This window comes from Nocardia terpenica (assembly GCF_013186535.1).
Lineage (GTDB): Bacteria > Actinomycetota > Actinomycetes > Mycobacteriales > Mycobacteriaceae > Nocardia > Nocardia terpenica.
The window spans coordinates 328,329-354,119 of record NZ_JABMCZ010000002.1; the positions used below are offsets into that span (position 1 = coordinate 328,329).

27 protein-coding genes are annotated in these 25,791 nt (G+C 67.9%); 12 read left to right on the top strand and 15 right to left on the bottom strand.

All coding sequences use genetic code 11. The features are described from left to right. Positions 1-154 precede the first annotated feature (154 nt). From HPY32_RS12730 to HPY32_RS12765, 8 genes are all read left to right on the top strand, one after another. Positions 155-1,168, top strand: coding sequence for a Gfo/Idh/MocA family oxidoreductase (locus HPY32_RS12730; RefSeq protein ID WP_067581170.1), 1,014 nt, complete (start codon positions 155-157; stop codon positions 1,166-1,168). Then, positions 1,155-2,015, top strand: a complete 861-nt coding sequence (locus HPY32_RS12735) for a sugar phosphate isomerase/epimerase family protein (RefSeq protein ID WP_197696376.1) — start codon at positions 1,155-1,157, stop codon at positions 2,013-2,015. Before HPY32_RS12730 ends, HPY32_RS12735 begins: the two co-directional genes overlap by 14 nt. A gap of 260 nt (positions 2,016-2,275) precedes the next feature. Beyond that, positions 2,276-3,451 (top strand): M20/M25/M40 family metallo-hydrolase, encoded by a 1,176-nt coding sequence (locus HPY32_RS12740; RefSeq protein WP_082870841.1) that lies wholly within the window; start codon positions 2,276-2,278, stop codon positions 3,449-3,451. Positions 3,452-3,453: 2 nt separating this feature from the next. Further along, positions 3,454-4,599, top strand: a complete 1,146-nt coding sequence (locus tag HPY32_RS12745) for an Ldh family oxidoreductase (protein ID WP_067581168.1) — start codon at positions 3,454-3,456, stop codon at positions 4,597-4,599. Further along, a complete protein-coding gene (locus tag HPY32_RS12750; protein ID WP_067581166.1) occupies positions 4,596-5,522 on the top strand; it encodes a Gfo/Idh/MocA family protein in 927 nt (308 codons plus the stop codon). Before HPY32_RS12745 ends, HPY32_RS12750 begins: the two co-directional genes overlap by 4 nt. Beyond that, entirely contained in the window at positions 5,519-5,944 is a 426-nt protein-coding gene (locus HPY32_RS12755) for a DUF6917 domain-containing protein (protein WP_067581164.1), read from the top strand. Before HPY32_RS12750 ends, HPY32_RS12755 begins: the two co-directional genes overlap by 4 nt. Beyond that, positions 5,941-6,255 (top strand): hypothetical protein, encoded by a 315-nt coding sequence (locus HPY32_RS44580; RefSeq protein ID WP_253949729.1) that lies wholly within the window; start codon positions 5,941-5,943, stop codon positions 6,253-6,255. Before HPY32_RS12755 ends, HPY32_RS44580 begins: the two co-directional genes overlap by 4 nt. After that, on the top strand, positions 6,252-7,640 hold the full coding sequence (locus HPY32_RS12765) for a benzoate/H(+) symporter BenE family transporter (protein WP_082870840.1): 1,389 nt from the start codon (positions 6,252-6,254) through the stop codon (positions 7,638-7,640). Before HPY32_RS44580 ends, HPY32_RS12765 begins: the two co-directional genes overlap by 4 nt. 50 nt (positions 7,641-7,690) lie before the next feature. Here HPY32_RS12765 and HPY32_RS12770 read toward each other — a convergent pair whose 3' ends face one another. From HPY32_RS12770 to HPY32_RS12780, 3 genes are read right to left on the bottom strand one after another with little or no spacing between them, the layout of a single operon-like run. After that, positions 7,691-7,909 carry a DUF397 domain-containing protein gene (locus HPY32_RS12770; RefSeq protein ID WP_067581162.1) on the bottom strand — a complete coding sequence of 73 codons (219 nt, stop codon included), beginning with the start codon at positions 7,907-7,909 and terminating at the stop codon, positions 7,691-7,693. Next, positions 7,906-8,124, bottom strand: coding sequence for a DUF397 domain-containing protein (locus tag HPY32_RS12775; RefSeq protein WP_082870839.1), 219 nt, complete (start codon positions 8,122-8,124; stop codon positions 7,906-7,908). Before HPY32_RS12775 ends, HPY32_RS12770 begins: the two co-directional genes overlap by 4 nt. Continuing rightward, positions 8,121-9,044 (bottom strand): helix-turn-helix domain-containing protein, encoded by a 924-nt coding sequence (locus HPY32_RS12780; protein ID WP_067581160.1) that lies wholly within the window; start codon positions 9,042-9,044, stop codon positions 8,121-8,123. Before HPY32_RS12780 ends, HPY32_RS12775 begins: the two co-directional genes overlap by 4 nt. A gap of 253 nt (positions 9,045-9,297) precedes the next feature. Between HPY32_RS12780 and HPY32_RS12785 the strand changes: the two genes are divergently transcribed. Both HPY32_RS12785 and HPY32_RS12790 read left to right on the top strand, forming a co-directional pair. After that, on the top strand, positions 9,298-9,534 hold the full coding sequence (locus tag HPY32_RS12785; RefSeq protein ID WP_156674118.1) for a hypothetical protein: 237 nt from the start codon (positions 9,298-9,300) through the stop codon (positions 9,532-9,534). Then, entirely contained in the window at positions 9,534-9,770 is a 237-nt protein-coding gene (locus HPY32_RS12790; protein ID WP_067581158.1) for a hypothetical protein, read from the top strand. Before HPY32_RS12785 ends, HPY32_RS12790 begins: the two co-directional genes overlap by 1 nt. A 31-nt stretch (positions 9,771-9,801) precedes the next feature. Here HPY32_RS12790 and HPY32_RS12795 read toward each other — a convergent pair whose 3' ends face one another. The 3 genes from HPY32_RS12795 to HPY32_RS12805 all read right to left on the bottom strand — a co-directional run bounded on the left by HPY32_RS12795 (position 9,802) and on the right by HPY32_RS12805 (position 12,378). Continuing rightward, complete coding sequence (locus HPY32_RS12795) at positions 9,802-10,296, bottom strand: NUDIX hydrolase (RefSeq protein ID WP_067581156.1); 495 nt, start codon at positions 10,294-10,296, stop codon at positions 9,802-9,804. Positions 10,297-10,362: 66 nt separating this feature from the next. After that, entirely contained in the window at positions 10,363-11,172 is an 810-nt protein-coding gene (locus HPY32_RS12800) for an endonuclease/exonuclease/phosphatase family protein (protein ID WP_067581153.1), read from the bottom strand. A gap of 99 nt (positions 11,173-11,271) precedes the next feature. Beyond that, complete coding sequence (locus HPY32_RS12805) at positions 11,272-12,378, bottom strand: radical SAM protein (protein ID WP_082870838.1); 1,107 nt, start codon at positions 12,376-12,378, stop codon at positions 11,272-11,274. Positions 12,379-12,514: 136 nt separating this feature from the next. Between HPY32_RS12805 and HPY32_RS12810 the strand changes: the two genes are divergently transcribed. Both HPY32_RS12810 and HPY32_RS12815 read left to right on the top strand, forming a co-directional pair. After that, on the top strand, positions 12,515-13,597 hold the full coding sequence (locus tag HPY32_RS12810) for a LysR family transcriptional regulator (protein ID WP_067581151.1): 1,083 nt from the start codon (positions 12,515-12,517) through the stop codon (positions 13,595-13,597). Positions 13,598-13,757: 160 nt separating this feature from the next. After that, complete coding sequence (locus HPY32_RS12815) at positions 13,758-14,534, top strand: hypothetical protein (protein WP_156674117.1); 777 nt, start codon at positions 13,758-13,760, stop codon at positions 14,532-14,534. A 91-nt stretch (positions 14,535-14,625) separates the two neighbouring features. Here HPY32_RS12815 and HPY32_RS12820 read toward each other — a convergent pair whose 3' ends face one another. The 9 genes from HPY32_RS12820 to HPY32_RS12865 form a co-directional block, all read right to left on the bottom strand. Beyond that, positions 14,626-15,198, bottom strand: coding sequence for a hypothetical protein (locus tag HPY32_RS12820; protein WP_156674116.1), 573 nt, complete (start codon positions 15,196-15,198; stop codon positions 14,626-14,628). Between the two features lie 158 nt (positions 15,199-15,356). Then, positions 15,357-16,745, bottom strand: a complete 1,389-nt coding sequence (locus tag HPY32_RS12825; protein ID WP_067581145.1) for a PEP/pyruvate-binding domain-containing protein — start codon at positions 16,743-16,745, stop codon at positions 15,357-15,359. Then, positions 16,742-18,451: an AMP-binding protein gene (locus tag HPY32_RS12830; protein WP_067581142.1), complete on the bottom strand. Its 1,710-nt coding sequence runs from the start codon at positions 18,449-18,451 to the stop codon at positions 16,742-16,744. Before HPY32_RS12830 ends, HPY32_RS12825 begins: the two co-directional genes overlap by 4 nt. Then, positions 18,448-18,777, bottom strand: coding sequence for an acyl carrier protein (locus HPY32_RS12835; protein ID WP_082870835.1), 330 nt, complete (start codon positions 18,775-18,777; stop codon positions 18,448-18,450). The genes HPY32_RS12830 and HPY32_RS12835 overlap by 4 nt, the downstream gene beginning before the upstream one ends. Then, positions 18,770-20,248, bottom strand: a complete 1,479-nt coding sequence (locus HPY32_RS46135; protein WP_156674115.1) for a PEP-utilizing enzyme — start codon at positions 20,246-20,248, stop codon at positions 18,770-18,772. Before HPY32_RS46135 ends, HPY32_RS12835 begins: the two co-directional genes overlap by 8 nt. Then, positions 20,245-21,258 carry an SDR family oxidoreductase gene (locus tag HPY32_RS12845; RefSeq protein WP_082870834.1) on the bottom strand — a complete coding sequence of 338 codons (1,014 nt, stop codon included), beginning with the start codon at positions 21,256-21,258 and terminating at the stop codon, positions 20,245-20,247. Before HPY32_RS12845 ends, HPY32_RS46135 begins: the two co-directional genes overlap by 4 nt. Then, positions 21,255-22,403, bottom strand: a complete 1,149-nt coding sequence (locus HPY32_RS12850; protein WP_067581134.1) for an SDR family oxidoreductase — start codon at positions 22,401-22,403, stop codon at positions 21,255-21,257. Before HPY32_RS12850 ends, HPY32_RS12845 begins: the two co-directional genes overlap by 4 nt. Then, the gene (locus HPY32_RS12855; protein ID WP_171982849.1) at positions 22,400-23,617 is read right to left on the bottom strand and encodes an acyl-CoA dehydrogenase family protein; all 1,218 of its coding nucleotides are present in this window, start codon (positions 23,615-23,617) and stop codon (positions 22,400-22,402) included. The genes HPY32_RS12850 and HPY32_RS12855 overlap by 4 nt, the downstream gene beginning before the upstream one ends. A gap of 560 nt (positions 23,618-24,177) precedes the next feature. Then, positions 24,178-25,791, bottom strand: coding sequence for an AMP-binding protein (locus HPY32_RS12865; RefSeq protein ID WP_082870831.1), 1,614 nt, complete (start codon positions 25,789-25,791; stop codon positions 24,178-24,180).

The window sequence follows — 25,791 nt, forward strand, 5'->3', positions numbered from 1 at the left end:
GCCGAATGTGTTACCAGACAATCGGCGCGGCGGCGGCGCAGCCATAGCAACAACTTGTCACGCCTTGTATATTGCGCGCGAAACGCGCTTCGGGAGAATTTGGGTACGACGGAGCTCGTATTCCGTCTCGCCGAATTGATTCGAGGATTTGGCTTTGCGTTCTTTTCTGATCGGCCTCGGCCACGCCGGGCGCAACCTGCACCTGCGCGCGTTGCGCACGATCCGCGAGCAGGCGCGCACCGATCACCGGCTCGGCGCGCTGTTCGACGCGGCCGACCCCCTCGGCTACGACCCGATCCCGCCGCCGGACACCGACGGCCTGCTCGTGCTCGGCTCGCCGCGGGAGGCTCTGCGGCACACCGACCCTCGCGCGACGGTCGTGCACCTGTGCGCGCCGCCGACCGTGCGGCTCGACGCGGTTATCGAGCTCGCCGATCTCGGCTTCCGGCATTTCCTGGTGGAGAAACCGCTGGCCACCGATGCCGCGCAGGCGCGGGCGCTGCTGGCGCTCGCCCGGCGGCGGGACCTGGATCTCACGATCGTGGCACCCTGGCTGTCCAGCGGTGTGACGCGGCGGATCCGGGCCGCGGTGGACTCGCGCGCGCTGGGTGCGGTGCGGCGCATCGCGATCCGGCAGACCAAACCGCGGCTGGCGCGCACCGCCGCATCGGCCGCGCACACCAACGCCTTCGACGTCGAGCCGCCGCACAGCGTCGGCGTGGCGCTCGCGCTGGCCGGGGCCGCCGAGCTGACCTCGGCGTGGCTGCGCGACACCCCACCGATCGAGGGCAGGGTGATCGCGAATATGGGTGGGGCGGGCCTGACGCTGGCCCACGCGGGTGGTGCGGTGACCGAAATCGAATCGGATCTGACCGCTGCGGAACGGGTTCGGCGAATCACCGTGGAATTCGAGGGTGGGGTAATGATCGGGCATTATTCGCGAGCGGCCGACGATTTACGCGGTCGGGTGGAAATGCACACCGGGTGCGGGCGCTCGTCGGAATCGTTTTCCGACGACGCGCTGCGAATCCTTGTCGAAGACACCTATCGGCGGGCCGCGGGTCTCGCCGGGCCGGTGACCGATCCGCTCGACCTGCACCGCCGGGTGGTCGAACTGCTCGACGCGGCGAAGGCGACGGCCGGGAGGGACCATCGTGTCGCGCTCTGACATCCCTTGTCCGCGTGCCGGAATCGGCGACGAGGCGCACGCCGCGCTGAACCGGCAGATCGAGGCGGTCACCGAGCTGGGCTGGAATCGCCTGGAGCTCCGCAGCATCGGCGGCACCGCACTGGCCGACCTGGACGACACCGCATTCGCCCGCGCCGCCATGCTGCTGGCACGCTCCGGCGTCGATGTGGTGTGCCTGGATTCCCGAATCGGCAACTGGGGCCGCCCCATAACCGCACCGTTCGCCGACGACATGGCCGAACTACGCGTGCTGTCCCTGCGGGCCGCCGCCCTCAACTGCCGCCACATCCGAATCATGTCCTACCCCAACGATGGTCTCCCCGAACGCGATTGGGCCGCCGAGGTGCTCCGCCGCATCCGCGAGCTGACGGCCCTCGCCGCCGACCACGGCCTGATCCTGCTCCACGAGAACTGCGCAGGCTGGGCGGGCACCGACCCCCGCCGCGCCGCGGACCTCCTGCACGCCATCGACTCCCCCGCCCTACGCCTCCTGTTCGACACCGGCAACGGCCCCGCCCACGGCTACCCCGATTTCGACTACCTCGAGACCGTGGTGGACCTGATCGACCACGTACACATCAAAGACGCCGTCCACCGCCCCGAAGGCGTGCGCTACGTCCACCCCGGCGAGGGCGAATGCCAAGTAGCCGACAGCATCCGCCTCCTACTCGACCACGGCTACACGGGAGTGTTCTCCATCGAGCCCCACCTCACCCTCCGCCCCCACGAGGCCATGACCGAACTCACCGACATCACCGAATTCGTCGACTATGGAAGATATTTCGACGAATTCCTGTCGGCCCTGCTGCCGGAGGAGGTGTCGTGACGACCAGCGGGACACCTACCGGAACGACGAGCGGGACCTCCGCCGACGTGCCTAGCCTTCCCGGAGCCGAGCAGCCCTCACCTCGTCTTCCCGGAACCGAGCGGCCCTCACCTCGTCTTCCCGGAGCCGAGCGTCAGCGAGGCGGAGGGATCTTCACCGAGGGTGATTGCGAGCTCCTGCTCGGTCTGCTCGCGTTGCCGACCGCTGGGCCGTTGGAGGCCCCTGACGGGCCTGGACCGCGGCTGTGGGAGGCGGGGCGGATGGTGGCTGAGCATGCGGGGAGGTTCGGGTTCGAGGTGGAGCGGCATGCGCCTGCGGAGCCTGATTGTCTGCTGCGCGAGGGTGTTCCGGAGCTGGTGCGGCGGGCCGCTGCCGAGTGCCCGGACTTTCTGGAGTGTCAGCCCAGTCTGGTATTGCGGTGGGGGCCACGGGTTTCGGTGGATCGGACGCTCATGTTCAATGTGCACCTCGATACCGTTGCCGATTTGCCCGTACCCGAGGTGAACGGGACCCGGGTATCCGGTCGGGGGGCCATCGATGCGAAGGGTCCGGCGGTGGCGCTGCTGGCCGGGCTGCGGGATGCGCTCGGCCGGTGGTGTCCGGCGGAGGCCGGGATCGGTGTGCTGGTGCAGCTGGTCGCGGGCGAAGAGGGCGGGGCCATGGGCGTTTTCGGCACCAGGCCGCTGGTGGAGGCGGGATATGTGGGTCGCCTCAACGTCTTCTGCGAACCCACCGGCGGCAGGCTGTTGCCGCGCAGTACGGCCGCCATGACGGCACGGATCGGCCTGTGCGGGGACGACGCCATCGATGATCATCCCGAGGCCGGGCACAATGCGACGGTTCTGCTGGGCTACCTGGCTCATCGGCTCGCCCGGGACGAATCACGGTGGGCGGCCGGGGCGCGCGTATGCATTGCGGGAATCCACACCGGGCATCTACACAACCGCGTCTACGGGCACGGTGAGCTGTTGATGAACATCGCGTATCGTGATATGGCGACCGGAAAGCGTGTGCGTGAATCCCTCGAGAAGTACTGTGCCGCAGCACTCTCCGACTTCACCGCCGAATTCGCCGACATCCCCGGCTACGCCCGCACCGCCGCCGACGCCCGGCACCTCGTCACCGTCGAATGGCTGAAAAGTGGCCTGCCGACCCTGAATTCCAACGATCCATGGGCCGAAGCGCTGCTCGACGGGTTGGCCCCGTGGTCGGAGGAGCCCGGATTCACCTGCGACGCAATCTGGCTGGGCGAGGTGCCCGACACCTACACGGTGGTATACGGTCCCGGCGACCTGGATGCCAATCGCGCCCATGCCGCAGGCGAATTCGCCGATCTGCGCGAGCTGTCGGATTACGCCGCGCGAATCAGCGCCCTGGTGGGCCGCTTCGCCGCCAGCCTCCCCGATTCCCGCACTCAGCCGCTAGTGAATGGATAGGTATGCAGATCTCCGAAGTCGATACCGCAGGGCAGGTTCGCGTCGATCACGACGAGCTGATCGCCTTCGTCGCGCGGATCTTCACCGGCCGCGGACTGCCCGCCGACCGGGCCCGCATCGCCGCCGACGCCCTGGTGTACGGCGACGCCGCCGGGCTCGGATCGCACGGACTGGCCAATCTGAACAAGCTCTATCTGCCGCTGTTCGACGATGATCGCGTCGACCCGGCCGGTGAGCTCGCCGTGACCTCCGACCGCGGCGCCGCCGCCGTCATCGATGCCGCGGGCACGCTCGGATTGTGGACCGCCAGTGCGGTTCTCGACAATGCCGCCGACCGCGCGCAACGCTACGGCGTGGGAGTGTGCTTCGTACGCAACGCAACCCACTTCGGCTGCGCGGGCTACCACACCCGCGAGCAGGCACTGCGCGGCCGCATCGCCCTGCTGTCGTCGAACTGCGGCGCGCAGCGCATCGCCCGGCCGCCGGGCGGCCGCTACGCCATGCTGGGCACCAACCCGCTGAGCATTGCCGCCCCCGCCGGTGACGCCGCACCCTACGTCCTGGACATGAGCACAACCGCGGTCCCCACCGGCAAGATCCGCCAGGCCGCCCGCCGCGGCGACCCGATCCCATCCGGCTGGCTGGTCGACGAGTCCGGCGCACCCCTCACCGACCCGACGGCCCTCGACCGCGGCGACGGGTTCCCGACCTGGCTGGGCGGCAGCCCGGAAACCGGCGCATACAAGGGTTATGGCCTGGCGCTGGCGGTAGAGGTGCTGTCGGCGTTGGTCTCCGGAGCTGCGCTCGGTCCCGCACCGGAGGCATACACGGGCTCCGGCGGACCCACCGGGCGCGACGACGACATCGGCTATTTCGCCATGGTGATCGATCCCGGTGCGGCACGCGGAGATTCGGCCATGGGACCGGCCGCGGCCGGAATGTTCGCCACGCTGCGAGCGTGCGCGCCGGTCGATCCCGCGCAGCCCGTGGGTTATCCGGGGCTGCGGGAAGACGAGAAGCTACGAGCTGCCCGAAGTGACGGCGTAGCAATGGATTTCGCACTCTGGGACGAGGTACGCAAGGTGGCGAGTGCCGAGGGGGTCGAGCCACCGACGCTTGTGTCCGGATCGAACGAGGTGGGGGCATGAGCAAGCCACTGCGCACGGGCCTGGTCGGGCTCGGGGTTATCGCACCCTATTACATCGCGGCCTTCGAGCACGTCGAAGCGGCGGAGTTGGTTGCCGTGTGCGATCTGCGGCCCGAGCGTTTGACGCCGTTCGAAGGAAAGTTCGCCTGCTACACCGATTTTCGGGCCATGCTCGACAAGGCCGCGCTGGATGCGGTGATCGTGAATGTACCCAATGATGCGCATGCTCGGCTGTGTTCCGATGCGCTCGCGGCGAGGATTCCGGTATGTGTCGAGAAGCCGCTCGCCACCGATATCGACGATGCTCGCGAGCTGTGCTCCACGGCGCAGGCGGCGAATGTCGTGCTGTTCACCGCATTTCATCGCCGCTACAACACCAATGTGCTCGAGCTGCGGCGGCGCGGGGCGGGGCACGGGCCGGTGCGGGCGGTGCGGACCCACTACGACGAGCTCATCGAGGAGCATGTGGGCGATGACCGGTGGTATCTCGATATGGAGCGGTGCGGCGGCGGGTGCGTGGCCGACAACGGGCCGAATGCCATCGACGTCGTGCGAATGTTCCTGCCCGAGTTGACCATTGCCGAGGCACGAATCGAGCGCGACGCCGCCGGGGTGGACCGTAAGGCGGATATCGTCTGCTCGGCCCCGGGCGGAGCCACCGCCCAGATCCTGCTGGACTGGTCCTATCCGCACGGCGAACGCAAGGACGTCGAGGTCGAATACGCCGACGGCACGGTACTTTCCGCCGACATGCTGGCCGGGTTCGAGGGCTTCAAGAGCTCGCTGTGGCACGAATACGTCGGCATCCTGGGCGATTTCGCGCTCGCGATCGAGAGCGGCGGCGAGTTCGGCCGCGACGGCCTGACCGCCCTGCAACTGGTGACCGACGCGTACGCCCGCACCCGAATCGGAGATCCACGATGAATCCACACGAGGACGGCGCGAAGTTCGCCGTCGCAGGCTCCATCGTCAAGGTCCTGCGCCACCGCCGCGACGACCGCGGAATGTCGGTGTCGGAGTTCGCAAGCCGCTGCGTAGGCCGCGGCGAAGTCCACGAATTGGTAACCACCGACCACACCGACAACGCCACCGGCGCCCCCATAGACCGAGTAGGCTTCCTCGGCTTCGCCGAAATCACCGCCCCCGGCGTCATAGACCGCGGCGACGAAGTCCACATAGACGGCATCCGAATAGGCACCGTCCTAGGCTTCGACAGCTGCCACTACCCCAACCACTACAACATCCTCATCCACACCCCCCACCCCCTCACAGGCACAACCATCGGCCTCCGCCCCGGCTCCTCCATAACCTTCGCCCAACAGGACTCCACATGGACCCTCCGATGACCGGCCCGCACAAAGGCGTTGTGATGTCGCCCCGTCATCCCGACACACTCAACCCTGTGATCCCTGGCCCGCTCAATCCTGTCATCCCCGGCACGCTCAACCCTGTCATCCCCGGCACGCTCAACCCTGTCATCCCCAGCACGCTCAACCCTGTCATCCCCAGCACGCTCAACCCTGTCATCCCCAGCACGCTCAACCCTGTGATCCCGGCGCGCTTTTGGCCGGGATCCATCGTAACCTTCTGCGCATCAGTAGATTCCGGCCAAAAGCACGCCGGAATCACGACGGCCGATGGCGACATCGCGTCATGAGCACTAGCGATTCCCACGCAGCGACCACCCCCAATGCCCCTCGCGCACAAGCTACCTCCGCCCCTCCCGACGTAGACACCGCCACCACTGCTCCGCACGCAGGGGCTACCTCCGCCCTTCCTCGCGCACACACCACTTCCAATTCCCCCTCGGCGGAGGCCCCCAATGTTCCTCGCGCCGTCCGCGCAGCGGGCGGCGCGAGGATCTACGCGTTATCGGCAATCGTCGCTGGCCTTGTCGCTGTGGCAGTTTCATACGCCGGGCCTATGGTTGTCGTACTCGCCGCCGCCAAGGCCGGTGGGCTTACCGCCGGGCAGACGGCGTCGTGGGTGTGGGCTATATCCATTGGCAGCGGGGTGGTCTGTGTGGTGGTCAGTCTCTGGGCGCGGATGCCGGTTGTGGCCGCCTGGTCGACGCCGGGGGCGGCGCTGCTCACTACGGGATTCGCCGAGTACGGGTATGCGGCGTGCGTCGGGGCGTTCGTGATTGCTGCTATCGCGACGCTGGCGTTGGGTATCACCGGGTGGTTCGGACGGGTGATGAATCGTCTTCCGGCGGCGCTGTTTCCGGCCATGCTTGCGGGGATTCTGCTCTCGTTCGGGCTGGATGTGTTCCATGCCTTGGCAATCGGACCGCTGGTGCCTGCGGTGGCGTTGGGTGCTTATCTGATTGTGAAGTGGTTTGCGGCGCGCTGGGCTGTGGTGGTGGCGCTCGGTGCGGGGACGCTGGCGGCCGTGCTGCGCGGACGGCTCGAATTCGGCCATGTTTCTTGGGGATTGGCGCATCCGGTGTGGACGACGCCGCATTTCACCCTAGCCGCGGCGGTGGGGCTGGCGATACCGCTATTCGTGGTGACCATGGCTTCCCAGAACGCTCCCGGTCTGGCCGTACTGCGCGCCGCCGGATACCGCCCCGACGACCGCGCGCTCATCGGCGCGACCGGACTGGCGTCACTCGTATTGGCCCCGTGGGGAAGTCACGCCATCAACCTGGCCGCCATTACCGCCGCCATCTGCACCGGCCCCGAGGCCCATCCCGAGCCCCGGCGACGCTACATCGCGGCCGTGGCGTGCGGGATCGGCTACCTGACCGTCGGCACGGCGGGCGGCGCACTGCTCGCCGTCTTCGCGGGCCTGCCCAAAGAACTCGTCATGGCAATCGCCGGAATCGCGCTGCTCGGAGCGCTATTGGGCAGCCTGTCGGACGCCCTCGCCTCCCCCGCCGACCGCGAGCCCGCACTGCTCACCCTCCTGGTCACCGCCTCCGGAATCACCTTGTTGGGCATAGGTTCCGCCTTCTGGGGACTGGCGCTCGGCGTCGCCGTCTACGGGCTGACACGGATACCTCGGCGGGTCACGAGGCGAGGGTTCGTGGGCTCGAAATAGCGATGGCCCGGCTCGCAGGAGCCGGGCCGTGTCTCGCAATGTTGTTGGGACTACGCCTGATCGAACTCGCCGTCCTTCGCGCCCGCGATGAACGCGCGCCACTCACCGGGAGTGAAGACCAAGGCTGGACGGGTGCGATTGTTGCTGTCACGCAACCCGACACGGCCGTCCTCGAGGAAGGCGACCTCTACGCACTCCTTTTCCGCCGAGGTGCGGCTGCTGGTGAACCACTGCGCGCCAGACAGATCGACGTCGTATTTGTCAGTCATGACTGATCGAACTCTCCATCCTTGGCACCTGCGATGAACGCGCGCCACTCACCAGGCGTGAAGACCAACGCCGGACGAGCGCGATTGTTGCTGTCACGCACTCCGACGAAGCCGTCCCCAAGGAACGCGACTTCCACGCACTCTTTTTGTGCCGAGGTGCGAGTGCTGGTGAACCACTGCGCATCGGATAGGTCAACGTCATACTTGTCGGTCACGCTCTACACTCCCTTGCCAGCTGCCGAAGCAGCTCCCTACTTTCGGCTTCATCCAACGCGGCGCGCCAGATCGCTTCATGCGCCTCGAGATAGTGACGCACGTCGTTCTTCTTCTCAAGGTAAACGTCACCCGTGTATCCCTCGATATACACGATCGGCGGCTCAACCTCACGTCCTTTTCCTTCCTCGAAGCCTAGGACAACGAACCGACTCATCGGATGGCCGAGCGGTATGCCAGCGTCGGAGCGAAGGATTCGAATAGAGACGTTGGGCAGGGTGCTCATGTCAGCAAGGTACTTGTACTGCGCAGACATGACACGGCGATTGCCGACGATCCGGTGAAGCGCCGCTTCGCCAAGCACGACAACAAGTTTGGCCGGGTTCTTTTTGCGGGTGATCAGACGCTGTCGTCGCATTCGCATCTCGACACGCTGATCGATCTCCTCCCGCGACGACTCGGGGTAGCCCACTTCGAACAGAGCGCGGGCGTAGCCCTCCGTCTGTAGAAGGCCGATCACAGCATCGGGCGAGTAGCACACGATCCGCGTTGCGTTGGCCTCCAGACCCATATAGATGTCGAAGTTCTCCGGAATCAGCTCGCCGAACTGGTGATACCAAGTCTTGTCGTTCGCCTGCTGTGCCAGGCCGAGCAGCGCCTCGGTCATCGCGTCCTCGGCTCCGAGGATCGCACACATCTCTCGGATCTCGGCGGCCCTGATCTTCTCGGGGAACTCCCCCTTCTCGTAGCGCGAGATGGTCCGTGCACTCCGTTGGGCCTGCTCCGCTACTTCCGGGATGGTCAGGCCCATCTCAACGCGAAGGTCGCGCAGGTACCGTCCGAGTCTTCGCCTGGGCACGCTACTGGTTACCACCTTCCTCGGCCGCCCTCGCTTGGGCCTGCCAGTCGATTTTCCTGTCATGTTGATGAACCCCCGTCTGACTAGTTGAGCCTCACGAGTGCGACAAGAACCGTTGCATGCCTTTGACCAGCGCGCAGGGAAAACGAGGAGATTTCCTGTCAATGCCGGAAAACCGTCCGACGCCCTGACCCGCGTGCTTCCCTTCCACGCGTTCCCACAACCAGCCGATCACGCGGAAGGACTACGAGATGTTCGCTGCGACAATAGATCACCACGCTCACCACACACCACACCGAACAAGGTCATCCCTCCGATGACCGCCACACTCACCCTGCTGACCGCAGCCCTCTGGCTCGGATTGGTTGTCACATTCCGGATGGCGATCGGCTGGCGTCTCCCAAGATCATGCCCACGCCTCATCCCACTCGACGCACAGGGCCCACACGGCACCCGCCCCTTGCCGATAGGCGTCGCCACGCTCCGAGAACGCCTCGCCCTCGAGGAGAAGTGCCCGAAATGGTGGATCGACCGAAACAAGCTGGTGGCCTGATGGTTTCCCCCTCCTCACCCCACCCCACCGAGCCCGACGTCATGATCCGAGTCCGCTGGGACAACATCAAGGGCGAACGCCTCGACCTCTGGTACCGAGCCTGCACCTCGGCCGCCCTCCGCTTCGCAACCTCCTTCAACGCAACCCACGGCGAAGACACCGTAACCGTCTACCCCCACATCTCCCCCACCTGCACAACCCGCCTCCCCTACGAACGAAACTGGCTGGTGCCCTGAACGATTCGCGCGGACCGATTGGTCGAAGCGGCTAGAGGCGAAGGGGCAACGGCTGCCGGAGCCGACCCGCGATGAGGTCGGCGTGCAGGCGCGCCAGGTTGCCGGGCAGGAGCTTGTCCCGGGTGCCGGTGAGCTCGGCATTGGTCCACCAGTGCCAGCCCAACAGGCCAGCCTTCTCGTTCGCGGTGTGCTCAGGTGTGAGCGCCGGGGCGGTGTCGGTGACGCGGGCGAGGTAGACGCTGTCGCGGCGATGGTGCCGACGGCCCCGGTAGACGAACCGACTTTCCCTGTCCCACAAGTGATCTCCGATCTCGCCGACCACGATGCCGGTCTCCTCGGCCAGCTCACGCCGCGCGGCATCACGCGGAGCCTCCGTATTCGTCGCGAGCCCGCCGCCGGGGAGTTCCCACCACCGGTGATCGGGATTGTCGGGATCCATGGCGTGGATCAGTAACACCCGGTCGCCGGGGTCCAGCAGCAGCACGCGCGCTCCGTACCGGAGTACAGGGGTGTCGGTAGCACTCATAGGTCCTACGCCGTGTCGGTGGCCAGGTCGCGGCCGCCGACAGAGCGAGAACCAATAGACCCGACCTCAGAACAAGGTGTCGGGCTCGCCGACGGTGACCGGGTCGGAGGTTACCAACCGGGGTCCGGGATCGATCGACCACCGCGCCGACAGCCCGGAATGATCGGTGAGCCGCACCAGGCGCGGATGATGAATGTAGGCGCACTCCAGGAGGCTCGAGGCGAGGTCGGCGCTGGTGTGCAGGTGATCGTAGCGGTAGCCGTCGCCGGTACGCCCGACCCAGGAATGCTCGACCGCCTCCGGGTGCAGCGCCCGGAACGCGTCGACCAGCCCGCAGTCGGCGGTGAGACGGCGATAGAAGTCGTACTCGAACTCGACGAAGAACCGATACCGCGGCTGGTGATCGGGTTCGAGAACATTCAGGTCCCCCACGAACACCGTCCGTTCTGGCGGGCGCGCAGACAACCCGGTCAGGCAGGCGTGCAACCACTTTCGTTTCCGATCGGTCTTCTCGGGGCTGGCGTCGCGGGACGGTACATAGGCGCCGATGATCTCGATCGGGCCCGGCACGGCCGCGATGGTGACCGCAGCGGCGCGGGCGGGCAAGTAGCCGAGCCGGGCACCGAAATCACCGGCGGTGGCGGGCAACCGGCTCACGATCATGACCCCGTAGTCCCCGGCCTCCGGTATCGGATAGTGCACGAAATACCCCGCCGCGGTGAACCTCTCGGCCAGCAGCCGACATCCGGCGCTGTCTCTGGTCTCGGTCAGCACCAGCACGTCCTCGTTCCGCCCAGCCAGCCAATCGAGCTGTCGTTCGGCGCGCGCCGGGGCGGGGTTCTGGATATTGAGGGTCAACACGCTCAGGTCGGTCATGCCGGTGTTCTCCGCTGACGTAGGTGCAGGATGTGGTCGGCAAGCATGGCGGCGATGCTCTCACATGCTCGGTTGGTCGTGTCGACGTCCATCACACGGTCATGCGACGGTCAGCGGCAGCAGCCGCCGTCCCTCGGTGGTGACCGGGCACACCTCGGCATCCACGGCGCCGATGCGCTGTCCGGCCGCGACCACCGCCGCCGGGCATCCCTTCCCGCAGGCGTCGGCGACCCCGCAGCTCGCGCAGGTCGAGTTGGTGCCCATCTGTAGCCGGGCCGCCGGGTAGGTGTCCAGGCGGTCGGCGATATCGGGGTCGGTGAGGATGTTTCCGACGATGAATTCGGCCGGATTATGCTGGGACTGCGGCGTTTTCGCCGCAAAAACAAGATAGGGACACACCGTGGTCTCCCCGCGGGCGAACACGTAGATGATCGTGCCTGCCTCGCACCCGGCCAGCGGGAGCGAGGCGGTGTTGGGGAATCGGATGTGCACAACATCCAGGCCCGCACCGGCGAACGGTGCAGTCAGGTCGTGGATGTGGGCCATGCGGTCGTCGGTCGCGGCCAGCTTCCGCCGGGATTTCACGCCACGGCCCATCGAGCCGAGCGGGTTCATCAGCACGTACTCCGCACCACACTCGATGGCGAATTCACACAGCTGCCGGTATTCCTCGTCCTGTGCGAGCGAATTGGGTGTGCACAGCAGTCCTTGCAGAATGCCCGCGCGGGCAAGGGATCTCGTCGTCGCGATCGTCATATGGAAGGAGTCGCGGTCGCCGCGGAACATCCCGTGCGACTCGGGCGCGAACCCATCCAGCGACACATTCACGTGTACACCGCCGATCCCGGTCAGCTCGGCGATCGCCGCCTCGTTCAAAGTGGTCGCGTTGGTGCACACCCCCACTCCCATGCCCGCACTGCGGAAGGCCCGCACCACATCGAGGAACCGCGGGTGGATCGTCGGCTCACCGCCGGTCAGCGTGACCCGCTCCACCCGAGCCTGCGCCAGCCGGGGAATCACCGCGCCGGTGATGTCGTCGTAGGCCATCGTCGCGCCCTGCCTGGTCGCCGACACGAAACAATGAACGCAGTGCAAGTTGCAGCGTTCGTCGATCTGCACCAACGCTTTCCGCGATCCGTCACCGACGGTGGTGCGGAAATAACACGACGCGGCCCGGCCGCTGCCGGTGATGTTGAGTGTTCCCATCCACCAAATGTTCCGGCTTCCCCGTACAGGCCGCGTTCGGATTCGATAGAACATATTCGGAACCTCTCACCGGGAAATGTCCCACCTTCCCGCCCAAACAACCCGGCGAACATCAACCAGCCTCGAAAGGGTGCCGATGCCCGGAATCGTGCGCACACCAACCTCATCCACCCCGATCCACGACTGCCCGCCACCACTACTGGACCTCACCATCGACCAGCTACGCACCCTGCTGGCCGTCCACCAGACCGGCTCACCGCTCGCCGCCGCGCGCCTGCTCAGCCGCGAACACTCCTCGGTCCGCAAACAGGTCGACAAGCTCAACGACGCCTTCACCCAGATGTGCGGCGAACCGATCTGCATCCGACAAGGCCGCGGACAGAACTATCTGTTCACCCCCACCGGCGAGCAGATCGCCGCGCATTGCCGCGGCATGCTCGGCGACTGGCTGACCGAGATCAGCGCCCGCCGCCGCAAACTCGGTGCCAGCATCACCATCGCCACCACCGAATTCACCGTCGACTTCCTAGCCCAGGCATGGCCCCTGGTCGCCGACGAATTCACCCGCCGCGAAATCGAACTCACCATTACCCACGCCCGCACCCGCGATTTCTGGCAACGCCTCGACGCCCAAGAGGTCGACCTCGTCTGCGGCAGCATCGCCGCCGCCCCCGACAACGACCCCATCCACGACAACTACGACGTCATCGAATGGCACCGCGAACCCCTCGCCCTCATCACGAACCTCACCACTCGTGAACTCCCACTGCAGGCCGTCCCCCAGAACCGGCTCCCCGACATACCGCTGCTGGCCCCCGCCGTCGGCGTCATCGCCGAATTCCTCCGCCGCTGGTACGGTCCCGACTTCGCCCGCCGCCTCACCATCGTCGCCGAGGTCGACAGCATCTACTACGGACTCGCTCTCCTGCGATCCGGCCTCACCCACGGCGCACTCGTCTGCGCTCATGCCGTCGCCCAAGCCACCATCGAAGGCCGACTCCCCGGCAGCCCCAACCTCCGTCTGGTCCCTCTCACCGCCGACTACCACCCCAGCCTGCAACTGCTCGCCGGAATCTTCGGGCGAAGGAACGAACGCCACAATTACGACCCCAGCCACCCCCTCAATCTCCTGTGGGCAGCGTTCGCCGCGACTCGGCCGGCTGCACATCATCGAACGTCAGCCGACCGGGCCCCGGTTACTCGTCAACGGACCCATTGAACAGTCACAGTTCGTCCGCCGGAACAACCGGTATCTCCCCGCTACACCACCAATCCGGATTGCTCACCGGTCCGAATATTCGGCATCCGTTGATGTTCGAACAGAAAGGTCGCTCATGGGTAAACCCGGTCCGGCGGAATCGTTTTCACATTTTCGATGCTTGGGATCGTTGGTTGTTGCCGGGGCGGTGCTGCTGGCTCCGGCCTTCGGCGCTGCCGGGGCCGCGGCGGCGGCGCAACCGGGCGATGCGCCGGTGGTGCAGGGGCTCGGGGCTGCTCCGGACGGGGTGGCCGGGAGCGATCGGGGCGCGGACGCGCCCCACACCCATGTGAGTCGGAATTCAGCCACCGGGGTGCGGGCGATTCCCGATCCTGCTCCGCTGGCCGCGGTTGATGCCGGGCGGCTGCATGTGCCGAATCCTGCCGAGGTCGCGACGGTGGCGCCGATCGAGGCGCCCGCGGGCAAGCTTCGGTTCGGCGACACCCAGGTCGATATTCCGGCCTGGCTGCCGCCGGAACCGGCCGCGCAGATCAATGATGCGTCCGCGCAGGTCGAGGCGCGCTTGGCGGGCACGCTGGATTCGGCCGGGTTCGCTCCGTCGCGCTCGGATCGCATTGCCGCGCAGACGCTGGGGACCGCGGCGCAGGGTGCGGCGGTCGGCACGGCGGTGGCGAGTCCGCTGGTTGTCGCCGGAGTGGTGATGGGTGGTTTTGTCGGGGCGATGGCCGGGACGCCGATGCTGCCGGTGGGGACGGTCGTGCCGCTGATGATCGGTGCTGGGATGGGTGGCGCGCTCGTCGCCACGCCTGCGGCGGCGGTCGGCGCGGCGATCGGTGCCGCCGCCGGGGCCGTGAACGGTATTACCGCGCCGCCGATCGGCGATCCGGCCGAGGCGCCCGCGAACTCCGGCACTGTCGCCGGGTCGAACCTCTCCTGACTACGGCCGTTGGTGGCGGTGTAGTGAGCTGACGTGGCGAAGACCTTCGGGTGACAGGCGCAATCACCGGATCGGAGGTCTTCGTGAATCTCTACCCCAACAGCTTGTCGGCCACGATCCGCAGGTCGCGGTGGAGCAGGTGCCATACCGTGTGATAGCTGTCGATCAGAGGTGAGGCCACATGGTCGAGCTCGCCGTCCTCGATGGCCCGGACCGCCGCCTCGAACCGTGCCGGGTAGCCGGACCACAGCGCACTTGCCGCACCGATCCGACGCAGCAGATCCGCACGGCCGCTGTGGAATTCGATCACCGCCATTGCTCCCGTCGCGTCCCGGGTGCGCTGGAATGCGGTGATTCGCTCCTTCAGTAGCGGGTCGCCGATCTCGAACTCGCCGAGGAGTTGGCCGACGGCGCTCGCTGCGGCCAGGTCTGCCACGGCGTTATCGGCCAGCGCCACACCACTTTCGGTGGCTGCGTACATGGTTCCCTGCGGAGTTTCCATGGCCCGCAGCATCTCCCGGGTGGCCAGATCCGTCAGCACGTCATGGAGCCCCGGCACGCCTGGTAACCAGGCACCGACCCGATCCGCCTTCAACCACCCTGCCACCCGCATCGCATGCAGGACGCGCGCTTCCATTGCTACCACGCTGGTTTCGATGGTCATCGCGTCTCCTCTCGTCATTCTGGTCATGTTCTGTTGGAGGTGGATCCCGGCCAAAAGCACGCCGGGATCAGGAGTGTGCGACGGGCGGGATCAGGAGTCTGTGACGGGCAGGATCAGGAGTGTGCGACGGGCGGGAACAAGAGTGTGTGACGGGGGGATCAGGGCCGTATCGAGGTGGTCAGGGTTTCCAAGTAGGTGCGGCGGTCGGTGTCGGCTGGGATGGTGCCGAGGAGGTCGGTGGGCCATTCCGGTGGTGGGGTGACGGTGGGTACGGTGCCCTCCCAGACTCGGCCGGTTGTGCCGCAGACCGTTATCGTTGCGGTCGTGGGGTTCTCGAGCCAGTGGGGGTCGGTGAAGCGGGCGCCTACTACGGCGGGGCGGCCCAGTTCGCGGGCCACTACGGCGGCGTGGGAGCCGAAACCGCCTTCCAGGGTGACGATTCCGGCCGAGTTCGCCATGCCTACGAAGTCCTCCGGTTCGGTGGTGGGGCGGAGTAGGACTACCGGCTCTCCCGCGTGGGCGAGCACTTCTTCGGCGGCGCGGACTATTCGGCCGGTGGCCACGCCTCCGGCGGCGGCTATGCCGGTGGCCAGCAGGCGGGCGTGGCCTTCGGCGGCGCGCGGTTCCGGGGCCGCGCACAGGGCGTCGAGGGACAGCCGAGTCAGCGCGGTATTGCGGTCCACAATGCCGGTGCGCCAAGCGTCTACGGTCACCGCGTTGTGGGCGGCGGGTGAGGCGGTGGCCGCACGCATCTGGACCAGCCACAGTCGGCCGCGCTCGACCACGAACTCGACCTCGATCATGACCTGACGCCAGGCGAACAGCTCCGCCACGAACCGGTCGAGCAGCGTGTATGCCTGCGGGCAGTCGTGTTTCAGGCGGGCCAGGCCGTCGGGTGTCACCTGTCCGGCCACCAGGGCGGCTCCGGTGCTCGCGGCAACGTATTCCCCGTGCAGGCCGCGCCGCCCGGTGCGTGGGTCGTGGCTGAATACCACCCCGCTGCCCGAGCGGTCGCCGGTGCCGAAGGCCATCGCCTGCACGACGACGGCGGGGCTGAGTCGCTCCGAAATGTCGTGGGCGCGGCGGTATTCGCGGGCACGCTCGTTGTGCCACGAGTCGCGGACCGCCGTAATCGCCGAACATACCTGGGCCACCGGGGATTCCGGGACCACGCCCAGGTGGGTGCGCAGGTCCACACGCCCGATCTCGACCATGTTGCGGGCGAGTTCGGCGCTACCGAGATGGGTGGCCAGCGCCGGGACGGAATCGTCGGTGAGCCCGACCGCGAGCAGGGTATCCATCATGCCCGGCATGCTCACCGGCGGACTGGACCGCACCGCGAAGGCGACCGCGGACGGGGGCAGGCCCATCCGCTCGGCCGCCTCGGCACGCAGTTCGTCCAACAACCGTTGCACCCCAGTCGGATTCACCCCGGCCCGCACCTCGTCGGCCGTAACCACCCGGAACGAGGGCACCGGATACCCGCGCCCCCGCAACAGGTCGAGATGAAACCCCTTGTTACCCAGCTGCTCCCGTGGGCCCGTCATGTCAGCCGCTCCCGCAGTGGAGACCCGGACCCGACGTGACAAACCTTCGCGGCCACCCCTCGCTCCTCCACCAACTGCCACAGCGCAACCCGCTTGGGCTTGCCGCTGGTCGTGCGTGGAATGGCAAGCGGCGCAATGACTACCAGTGCGGCGCGATCAGGCGACAGGCCCATTCGGGTCAGTACGCCCAAGGCCGCCTCCGCCCGCTCCGGAGAGACTCGCTGCTGGAAGATCAGCAATGCGGCCGCACCCTCGCCGTCGAGGTCGCGCAGTACTGCGGTCAGTTTGTCGTGGTGGATGTCCAGTCGGTCCGCCAGTGCCATTTCGACATCCTCGGCGGTGACGAAGTTTCCGTTGATCTTTACCGAATTGCCTATCCGGCCAAGCACATAGACGTGGCCGTCGCGGCGGAAGCCCAGGTCGCCGGTGCGGTGGCGAGGGGCGCCGTCGACCGCGGGCAGGTCGGCGTCGCCTAGGTAGCCGCTGAACATGGACGGGCATTCGACCACCAGCTCGCCGATTCGACCGTCCGCCAACGGTTCTCCCTCCTCGTCGGCGACGAGGATGCGCGATCCGGGGAGCGGTACGCCGCAGCCGACCACGCGGACCGTATTCGGGTCCGCCGCCACCGGCTCGGTCAGGGATTCGCGGGCCAGCACCGGGATCTCGGTGCCCTCCTGGAGATTTCCCGCGTCGACCAGCAGCGCGTGCGGCATTTCCCAGGGCTCGATGCACGAAATGGCCAGGGTGGTCTCGGCCATTCCGTAACCGGGCTTCACCATCTGCGGGCGCAGGCCGTAGGGGGCGAGCAGTTCGTAGAATGACCGCAGCGCAGCGAGATTGATGCGATCCGACCCGACGATCAGTGTCCGCCAGGTGGAGAAGTCCATACCCTCCAGGGTGGCGGGGCCGACCAGGCGGACGATCCGCTCCAGGGCGAAATTCGGTGTGGCCGAATGGTTCACGCCGTGGCGGCCGAACATCTCCAGCCACAGCGCGGGACGCCGCACGAAGTGCTCGGGCCGCATCAGCCACACGTCCTTGCAGTGGCTGGCGGGCATCAGGAAGCAGCCGATCAGCCCCATGTCGTGGTGCATCGGCAGCCACGAGCCGAACGAGTCGGGGTCCTCCGCCGGGCGATCCGGGTAGGCGGACTTCATCATCTCGATCTGATTGACCACCGCGGCCGAGCTCAGCCGCACCGCGCGCGGCGTGCCGGTCGAACCCGAGGTGAACTGGATGATGGCGAGGTCGTCGCCGAGCGCGGGATCGAGGGTGGTGTCCGCGCTGGGCGGCACCGCGGCGGCGGCATCGAGCCGCACCGGGAGGCGGCGCCCGGTCGCCACGGGGATCAGGCCCAGCGTCTCGCGTTCGGCCACGATCGCCGCCGGTTCCAGCGTGCGCAGCAGCGCCCGCACATAGTCCGGATAGCTCGCGGTGCCGTGCAGTCCGGGCGGGGCCACCACGGTCGGTACCGCGCCCAGCGCCATCGCGCCGAAGAAGTAGCGGAAGAAGTCCCGCCCGGTCGGCAGGATGACCGCGATCCGGTCGCCCTTGCCGATTCCCTTGTCGCGCAGCAGATTCGCCACACCCAGCGAATCCGCCGCCACCTCCGGATATCCGGTGCGCGCCCAGTCCCGGTCCTGATACACGGTGAGCGCGCCGCCGGGGTCCGGCTCCAATAGCCAGTCGACGATGGATTTCACGAATTCTCCTCGGCCCCTGCCGATCCCGGGTGCGCGGCGCGGTAGACGCGCTGGATCAGCGCCACCAGATCCGCGACCGTCGCCACCTCGCCGATCTCCGGATTGTCGATCAGTTCGATGCGGTATTCGTCCTCGACGCGGGTCAGGGCCTCCATCATCGACAGCGAGTCCAGGTCGATATCGTCGCGGATGGAGTCGGTCATGCGCAGGTCCGGCCGCGGCCGCCCGACGCCCAACTGGTCCTCGATCACCGACAGCACGGCCTCGGCATCGTCGATGTCCACCGTGTGCGGCCCGGTCCCGGTGAGCCCGTAGTGCTCAGTCAAGAATCCTCACCTCTCCTTTGTCACCGTCCACATGGACGCGTTGCCCGGACTTGATCTCCGCGGCCAGCGGATGCGAGACGACCGCGGGAATGCCCACTTCCCGGCAGATGATGGCGATGTGCGAGTACTGGCTGCCGCGTGCGGTCACCACCGCGGAAATGAACGGCAGCAGCGGCATGATGTTGGCATCGGCGCTCTCGCACACCAGGATTGCGCCCGGCGCGCTCGGCATCTCGTCCAAGCCCATGGCGACGCCGTCGCACACCCCGGCCGAGACGCCGCGCGGCCGCCGCATCGGCTGGCTGCGTTCGGGCGCGCCCGGGGTCTGGTCGAGATAATCCGGCATCTCGATGGCGAGGGCGTCCTCGCAGGCCAGTCGCCGCGTTTCGAGTTCGGCGCGGGATGGCATGGTGTCCGCGCGCAGTTCGGGCATGGCCAGATACGGCCATTCGTCGGCGCGCAGCCCGCGCAGTTCGGCCAGCCGCGGCACGAAGCGTCGGTGTGCGTGCAGCAGGCGCATGGCCAGCGACTTGCTGTGCTCGCGCAGGGCCATGACGTCGCCGAGGAACAGCACGGTGGCGTCGATGGCTCGTCCGCGCAGCGCGCCCTGCATGCCGACCAGCGCCTCGCGGGGCGATACCTCCACGACGTCACGGTTTTTCGCGGTGGCGGCATTCATGGGCGGCAGCGTGTAGTCGCACCACGGGGCCTGGGCGTCGGCGACCTCGTAGAAGGGGCGCCGCACGAAATCGGCGGGGCCGCCCTCGATCGGCGCCAGTTCCACCAGTGGGCCCCACGGGAGTTCGGCGGGTTCCTTGAGCCAGTTCAGGATGGAGGCGCTGTGCGCGGCGAGCCGGTTGACGGCGGTGCGTTGCAGCACGTCGGCGGCGATGGACCCGGCGGTACCGATTATGTGCAGGTGCCAGGCGCTTTCGAGCAGCGTATTGCCGACCTCGGCCAGTTCGCCTATGCGCCAGTCGGTTCCGGCGCTCATGGTGTCGTCGACTCGGTTCTCGTAGTCGAACACCTGCTGTTCGAGCTCGATTACCCGGGGGCGCAGATTCACCAGTTCGCGCAGCATGCGGTAGGCGGCCTGATTGCGGCTCACCCGGCCGGGGCGACGGCCGAGGACGGTGCGCGGCGGCTCGATGCCCTCGAAGTAGGCGGCGGTCACGTCCTCCGGGGTCAGCAGGTCCACATGCTCTGCAATGTGGCAGTAGGCGCTGAGGTTGTGGTACGGGCGGCAGTTGAAATAGCCGGTGAAGACGTAGTGGGATCCCGTGGCCCACACCGGGTCTCGCAGGATGGTGGATACGAATACGCGGGTGCCCAGTTCCATGGGCCGTCCCACCAGCGACCAGGACAGGGGTGAGAGGCGTTGGGGCGCAATCTCCCCGAAGTTCCCGGCCGAGTACACCCGCAGGACCGGATGCGGTGCGGTGTCGACCCGGCAGCGTTCGGCGACCGTCACGGCCACTCCCCTTTCTCGGGTGCCGCCGCCGCGGTCACGCTCGACATCAGTGCCTCGGACATGAGGGCCCGGCCGGTCGCGGCCAGGTAGCCCGGCGTGGACGGCATCGCTCCGCCGGGCAGGGCGTCGAAAATGCCGGGCTCGAAACGGAACAGCGGGCGGGCGTACTCGGCGACCTCCGGCTCCACCCCGAAGCGGCGGGCCAGGCCGCGCTGCACGCGCAGGGCCAGGCCGTCGGCCTCGATCAGTTTCGGCGTCACGTTCCAGGCCCGGCACAATTCGCCGAGCACCTGCGCCATGGTCGGCAGGTCGGGATCGAAGTAGGTGCAGGAGGGGACGGATCGTGGTGCGGTGAGCAGGTTTTCGATCACCGCCGCCGCGGCGGCGATATCGGTGGCGTAGACCGGGTACTCGCCGCGCCGCTCGAGCACCAGCGGAAGTCCGCTGAGCACATGGGGCAGCGCGGCGACGGGGCCGCCGGTGCGCGGGATCACCTGTGCGGGTGCGGGACCGAGCAGCGTGCCCAGCCGCAGCACGCTCACCGGGACCGAGCGTTCGCGCCGGACCACCAGTTCCGCACGGTATTTCGCGTACTCGTACCAGTTGCGGAAGGTCTGTCCGCGCGAGAGGTCGCGATTGGTGAGCTCGCCCGTGGCGCGGCCCAGGGCCAGCACGCTGGACACGTGGACGAGGCGGCGCAGATCGGGGCAGCCCGCGGCGAAGTCCAGGACGGTGCGGATGCCGGTGACGTGGATGTTCACCACCTCGGCGGGGTCGGCGGACATGCCGACCGAGCCGAAGCAGGTGACGATGCCGTCCACCCCGGCGAGTTCGGCACGCTGGGCCTGGGGCAGGCCGAATCCGGGCAGCAGCACATCGCCGACCACCCCGGTACCGACCGTGGCTCGGCCGGAGCGGCTGAGTTCGATCACCTCGTGACCGTCGGTGGCGAGGCGGCGGGTGACCGCGCGCCCCAGGTAGCCGGTGGCCCCGACGACGAGCACTCTCATACGAACCTCCCCATCGGCAGACCGGCGAAATCGTCTGTGGGACGGGCATAGTCGAGCCCGAACGCGACATCGAGCACGGTGTCGGCGTCGACCTCGGGCGCCCAGCCGCCGGTGTGCTCGACCAGGCGGACGCGTTCGAAGACGCGGTCCATCGAGACGTAGCGCAGGCCGTAGAGGCGATTGCCCAGTTCCCGGTTCCAGCGCGCGTATTTCAGGGTCAGGTTCTCGCCGAGGCGCAGCGCTCGGGGCGAGACGGTGACCAGTCGCGGCGGCCGGTATCGGTGCTCGACGTCCTTCGAATCGAGCAGGGCCAGCAGGGCGGCCAAGGTCGGGGCGTATTCCCCGGCGCACAGGTGCACCAGGACGCCGCCGCGCCAGTCGCGGAAATCCGTTGCGGCACCGCGTGACAGCAGGCGCACCAGGCCCTCGCCGACGACGTCGCGGGGCAGGATGTCCACGCGCGCACCGGATTGCACCGGCAGCAGCGGGAGTTGGCCGCGCGACAGGGGGGCCACCAGTTGGTACAGGGAACTGAATCGCGTGGTGGACCTGGTTGCGGCACTGCCGATTACGCCGCCGATGCGGGCTATCAGCACCGGGTGGCCGGTCTTGCTCGCGGCGCGCAGGAGGTGGCGTTCGGCGAACCACTTGCTCAGCTCGTAGGGGGTGCGGTCCGGGTGTGGTGCGTGTTGCTGTTCCGGGATTCGGCCGCCGAGGGTGCCTGCCACGTATGCGGTGCTGGCGTACAGGTACGGCACCGCTCGGCCCAGGCGTTCGGAGAGGGTGCGGGCCAGTTCGTATCCGGTGACCGCGCCGAGGTAGTTGATGCGGTCCATCTCGGCCTGCGAGGCGGTCCAGTCGACGATTCCGGCCAGGTTCACTATCGCGCGGATGTCGGAAAGCTGTTCCAGCGCCGCGTCATTCAGTGCCCATGACGGTGTGGTCACGTCGCCGACCAGCTGCGTGATTCGGCCGCCTGCCGCCGACAGGCCGCCGAGGTTGGTGCGCAACCGCCGCCGCACCACCGCGCGCAGGTCGAAACGGCCTGTGCCGTCCAGGGTGTCGGAGAGGGTCGCCTCCGCGAAGCCCTGACCGACCTGCCCGCTCAGCCCGGCGACCAATACGGCCGACTGCGCGGCCGTCATTGCGTGATCCTGATCAGGCGGTCGTACATGTCCGGTGCGCCACGCAGGGTGTCGCTGATAATGGCGAGCATCATCTCGTCGGTGCCCGCCCCGATTCGGGAGACCCGGATGTCGTTCCAGAACTGGCCGAATGGGGTCTCGTTGGTGAGATAGCCGGGGCCGCCGAAGGTTTGCATGGCATCGCTGATCACTCGCTCGCCCGCGCGGGCGGCGCACAGTTTCACGGCGGCGATGCGGGAGATCAGTTCACGGTCCAGCGGTCGTGTCATCACCTGCCGCGCAATATCGTGCACCGCGCAACGCAGGACCTCCACCTCGGCGCTCAACTCCGCGAGCCGGAAGGACAGATACTGGTGATCGCGCAGCCGCTTCCCGAATTGCACTCGGCGCTCGGCATGTTCGACCGCCAGGGCGATCGCGGCCGCACACCCCCCTGCCACCTGCGCGGCAATCGCCAACCGTTCGAAGGACAGGCCGTAGTTCAGGTTCAGCACCCCCAGCCCGCGCCGCCCGAGCAGCGCCTCGGCACCCACCTCGACCTCACGAAACTCCACCGCCACGGTGTCCAGCGCATGGGTGCCGAGCTTGTCGTGCTCGCGCACCCGCACCGCCCGATCCAGCGGGACCACCAGGGTCGCATGCCGATCCGTGGGTGAGCCGTCGGTGGTTGCCAGGCGGCACAGCACCACCGCGAAATCGGCTACGGCACCGAGGGATACGTACTTTTTCGCCCCGTTGATCACCCAGCCGCCCGCGGTCGGCCGGGCCAGCGTGGTGACCGCCGACAGGTCGCTGCCGCCGGTGGGCTCGCTGGCCGCGATCGCCCCCACCTTCCGCCCCTCCAGGGCGTCTTTCCGCAGCTCGACCAGATACTCGTTCTCCCCGGCGAATCGGTGCAGCAGCGACAGCACCGTCTCGGTATGCAGCGACACCCCGATCGCAATCCCCGCCGGTGCCCGCGTACTCAACGCATCACCCATGGCCACGGCGTATTCCATATCCCCCGCAGTCCCCGCCGCCGCGTCCCACCGCCGCCGCAATACCCCGGCCTCACCCAGCCCCGCCAACACCTCCCGCGGAAACCGCCGCAGCGCAAAGGGATCCGGCACACGCGCCAACACACTTTCCACCACCGCACCCAGCTCATCGGCACGCGGCCCGCAGACGAGCCCCACCTCGCCCGATTCGATCACATCGCTCGTCCCAGCCGTCACCAGGCTCTCCTTCCTATCCATCCCCACCACGTCCTCTCCCCGCCCTTCCGACGCGCTCTCGCCCGGAACCCGCCCTGCCGCAAGCGATCCCGGCCAAAAGCACGCCGGGACCAGAAGTGAGACCCGCGCCGGGATGACGAGTGGCACCGGCGCCGCGACGACAAGTGGCACCCGCCCCGGGACGACAAGTGGCACCCGCCCCGGGACAACGAGCGGGACCCGCGCCAGGACAACACGCGAGACCCACACCGGGACAACGAGCGGGACCCACACCGGGACGACCAGTGGTGCCCACACCGGGACGACCAGCGGGACCCGCGCCGCGTCGACCAGCGGGACCCGCGCCAGGACAACACGCGAGACCCACACCGGGACGACAAGTGGTGCCCACACTGGGATGACGAGTAGGACCCACATCGGAGCGACCAGTGGTGCCCGCGCCGCAACAACGAGCGGGACCCACACCGAGAGGGCCAGTGGCGCCCATGCCGGGACGGCCAGTGGGACCCGGGCCGGAGGGGCGGGTGTGGGTTCTGGTCGGGGTTTGTTTTGTCATGGCGTCACGTCCATAGGCCGGTGCCGTGGACTGCGTTGGTGCCGAGGATGGCGTGGCGGAGTTCGTGGCGGCGGATTTTCCAGGTTGCGGTGCGGGGGAGGGCCGGCCAGGGGAGTATTACCGGTGGAGCTAGGGGTGGGAGGTCGGATACTGCTTGTTGCCATTGGTGGTCGTTCAGGGGGGCGCCGTCGAGGCAGAGGACCGGGACCGGGAGTTGGCCGGGGACACCCAGTACCGTGACCTCGGTGGCGGTCGGGATACGGTCCAGCAGGGTGCTTTCCAGGGCCAGGCCGCTGGTGCCGGGGATGATGTCTACCTCGCGGTCTACCAGGCGTAGGCGGCCGAGCCAGTCGCGGTAGCCGATATCGCCGGTGTTCCACCACTTTCCGCCGTTTTTGCGGTCGTGGCGGTCGGGTTCGCCGAGGTATTCGAGGCAGCGGGCCTTGCTGGCGGCCAACAGGAGGCCCTGGCGGCCGATGCCGCGGCGGCGGCCGGTTTCGGGGTCGGTGACGCGGACCCGGGCTACGGTGGGCATGGTCCAGCCGACGTCACTGGTTACCGGGTTGCCGACGCGGCGCAGGCGGGCGCGGGTGAAGATCGCGCTGGAGATCGGGCCGACCTCGCTCTGGCCCCACGATGCCACCCACAGCGGCCAGCGCCGCCGGGACACCTCGAGGAAGGAGCGGACCGTCGGCGGATGCACCATGTCGAAGGTGCTGATGTACAGGCGCACCTGTGACAGGGCGTCGGCGTGGGTGCGGGTCAGGCCGCGCCAGCGCTGAAAGATGTTGGGGCACGCCTCGATACTGGTCGGGCGGTGCTCGGTCAGCATGCGGGCCACATTGTCGGGATCGTGGTCGGCGACGATCACCAGCCTGGTGGGCGCGAACCTGGTCTGCGCGATCGCGAAGGTCACCGCCCGCCAGTGCGCATACGAAATCGAGGACAGCACAACGTCTTTGCGGCGGCTGACCACGAACGGGATCGGCATGAGCTCGAGGCGGCTGGCCGCGCGCAGCGTCCGCGTGGACTGCACCACCAGTTTCGGCACGCCGGTGGTGCCGGAGGTGTGGGTCATCAGCAGCGGCTCATCGATATCGGCGAATCGCACCGGGGCCGCGGCGGCACCGCGCACATCGTCGAAAGGTACGGCACTGTCCGGTAATTCGCTGCGGTCCAGGTGCACGCTCCGCGACGGCAGCACCACGGTGCGCCGACCGCCGAGCACGTCCACGCCCTCGGTGAGGATGCGCCGGATCACGCTCGCCGACATCACCACCAGCTTCGGATCCAGCCGCGCGAGCAGCTCCCGCTGCGCCGAAAGACCGTTCACCGCCGCGATATTCGCGGGCACCGCGCCGATGCGGGCGGCCGCCACCGCGGTCAGCACCAGGTCGAAGTGATTGTCCTTGACGACCCCGATCCGATCGCCGGGCCGCACCCCCGCCCCGTACAGCCAGGCCGCCGTATCGTCGACCAGCCGCGCCAGCGCCGCCCCGTCGTACACCACGCCCCCGTCGGGCGCGATGTCGAAGGGATGGTCGAGATGCACGGTCGTCCGGACGGCCTTGGCCGCGTGGTCGTGGAACACCGTGCCCAACTGGATCGGTCGTGCCAT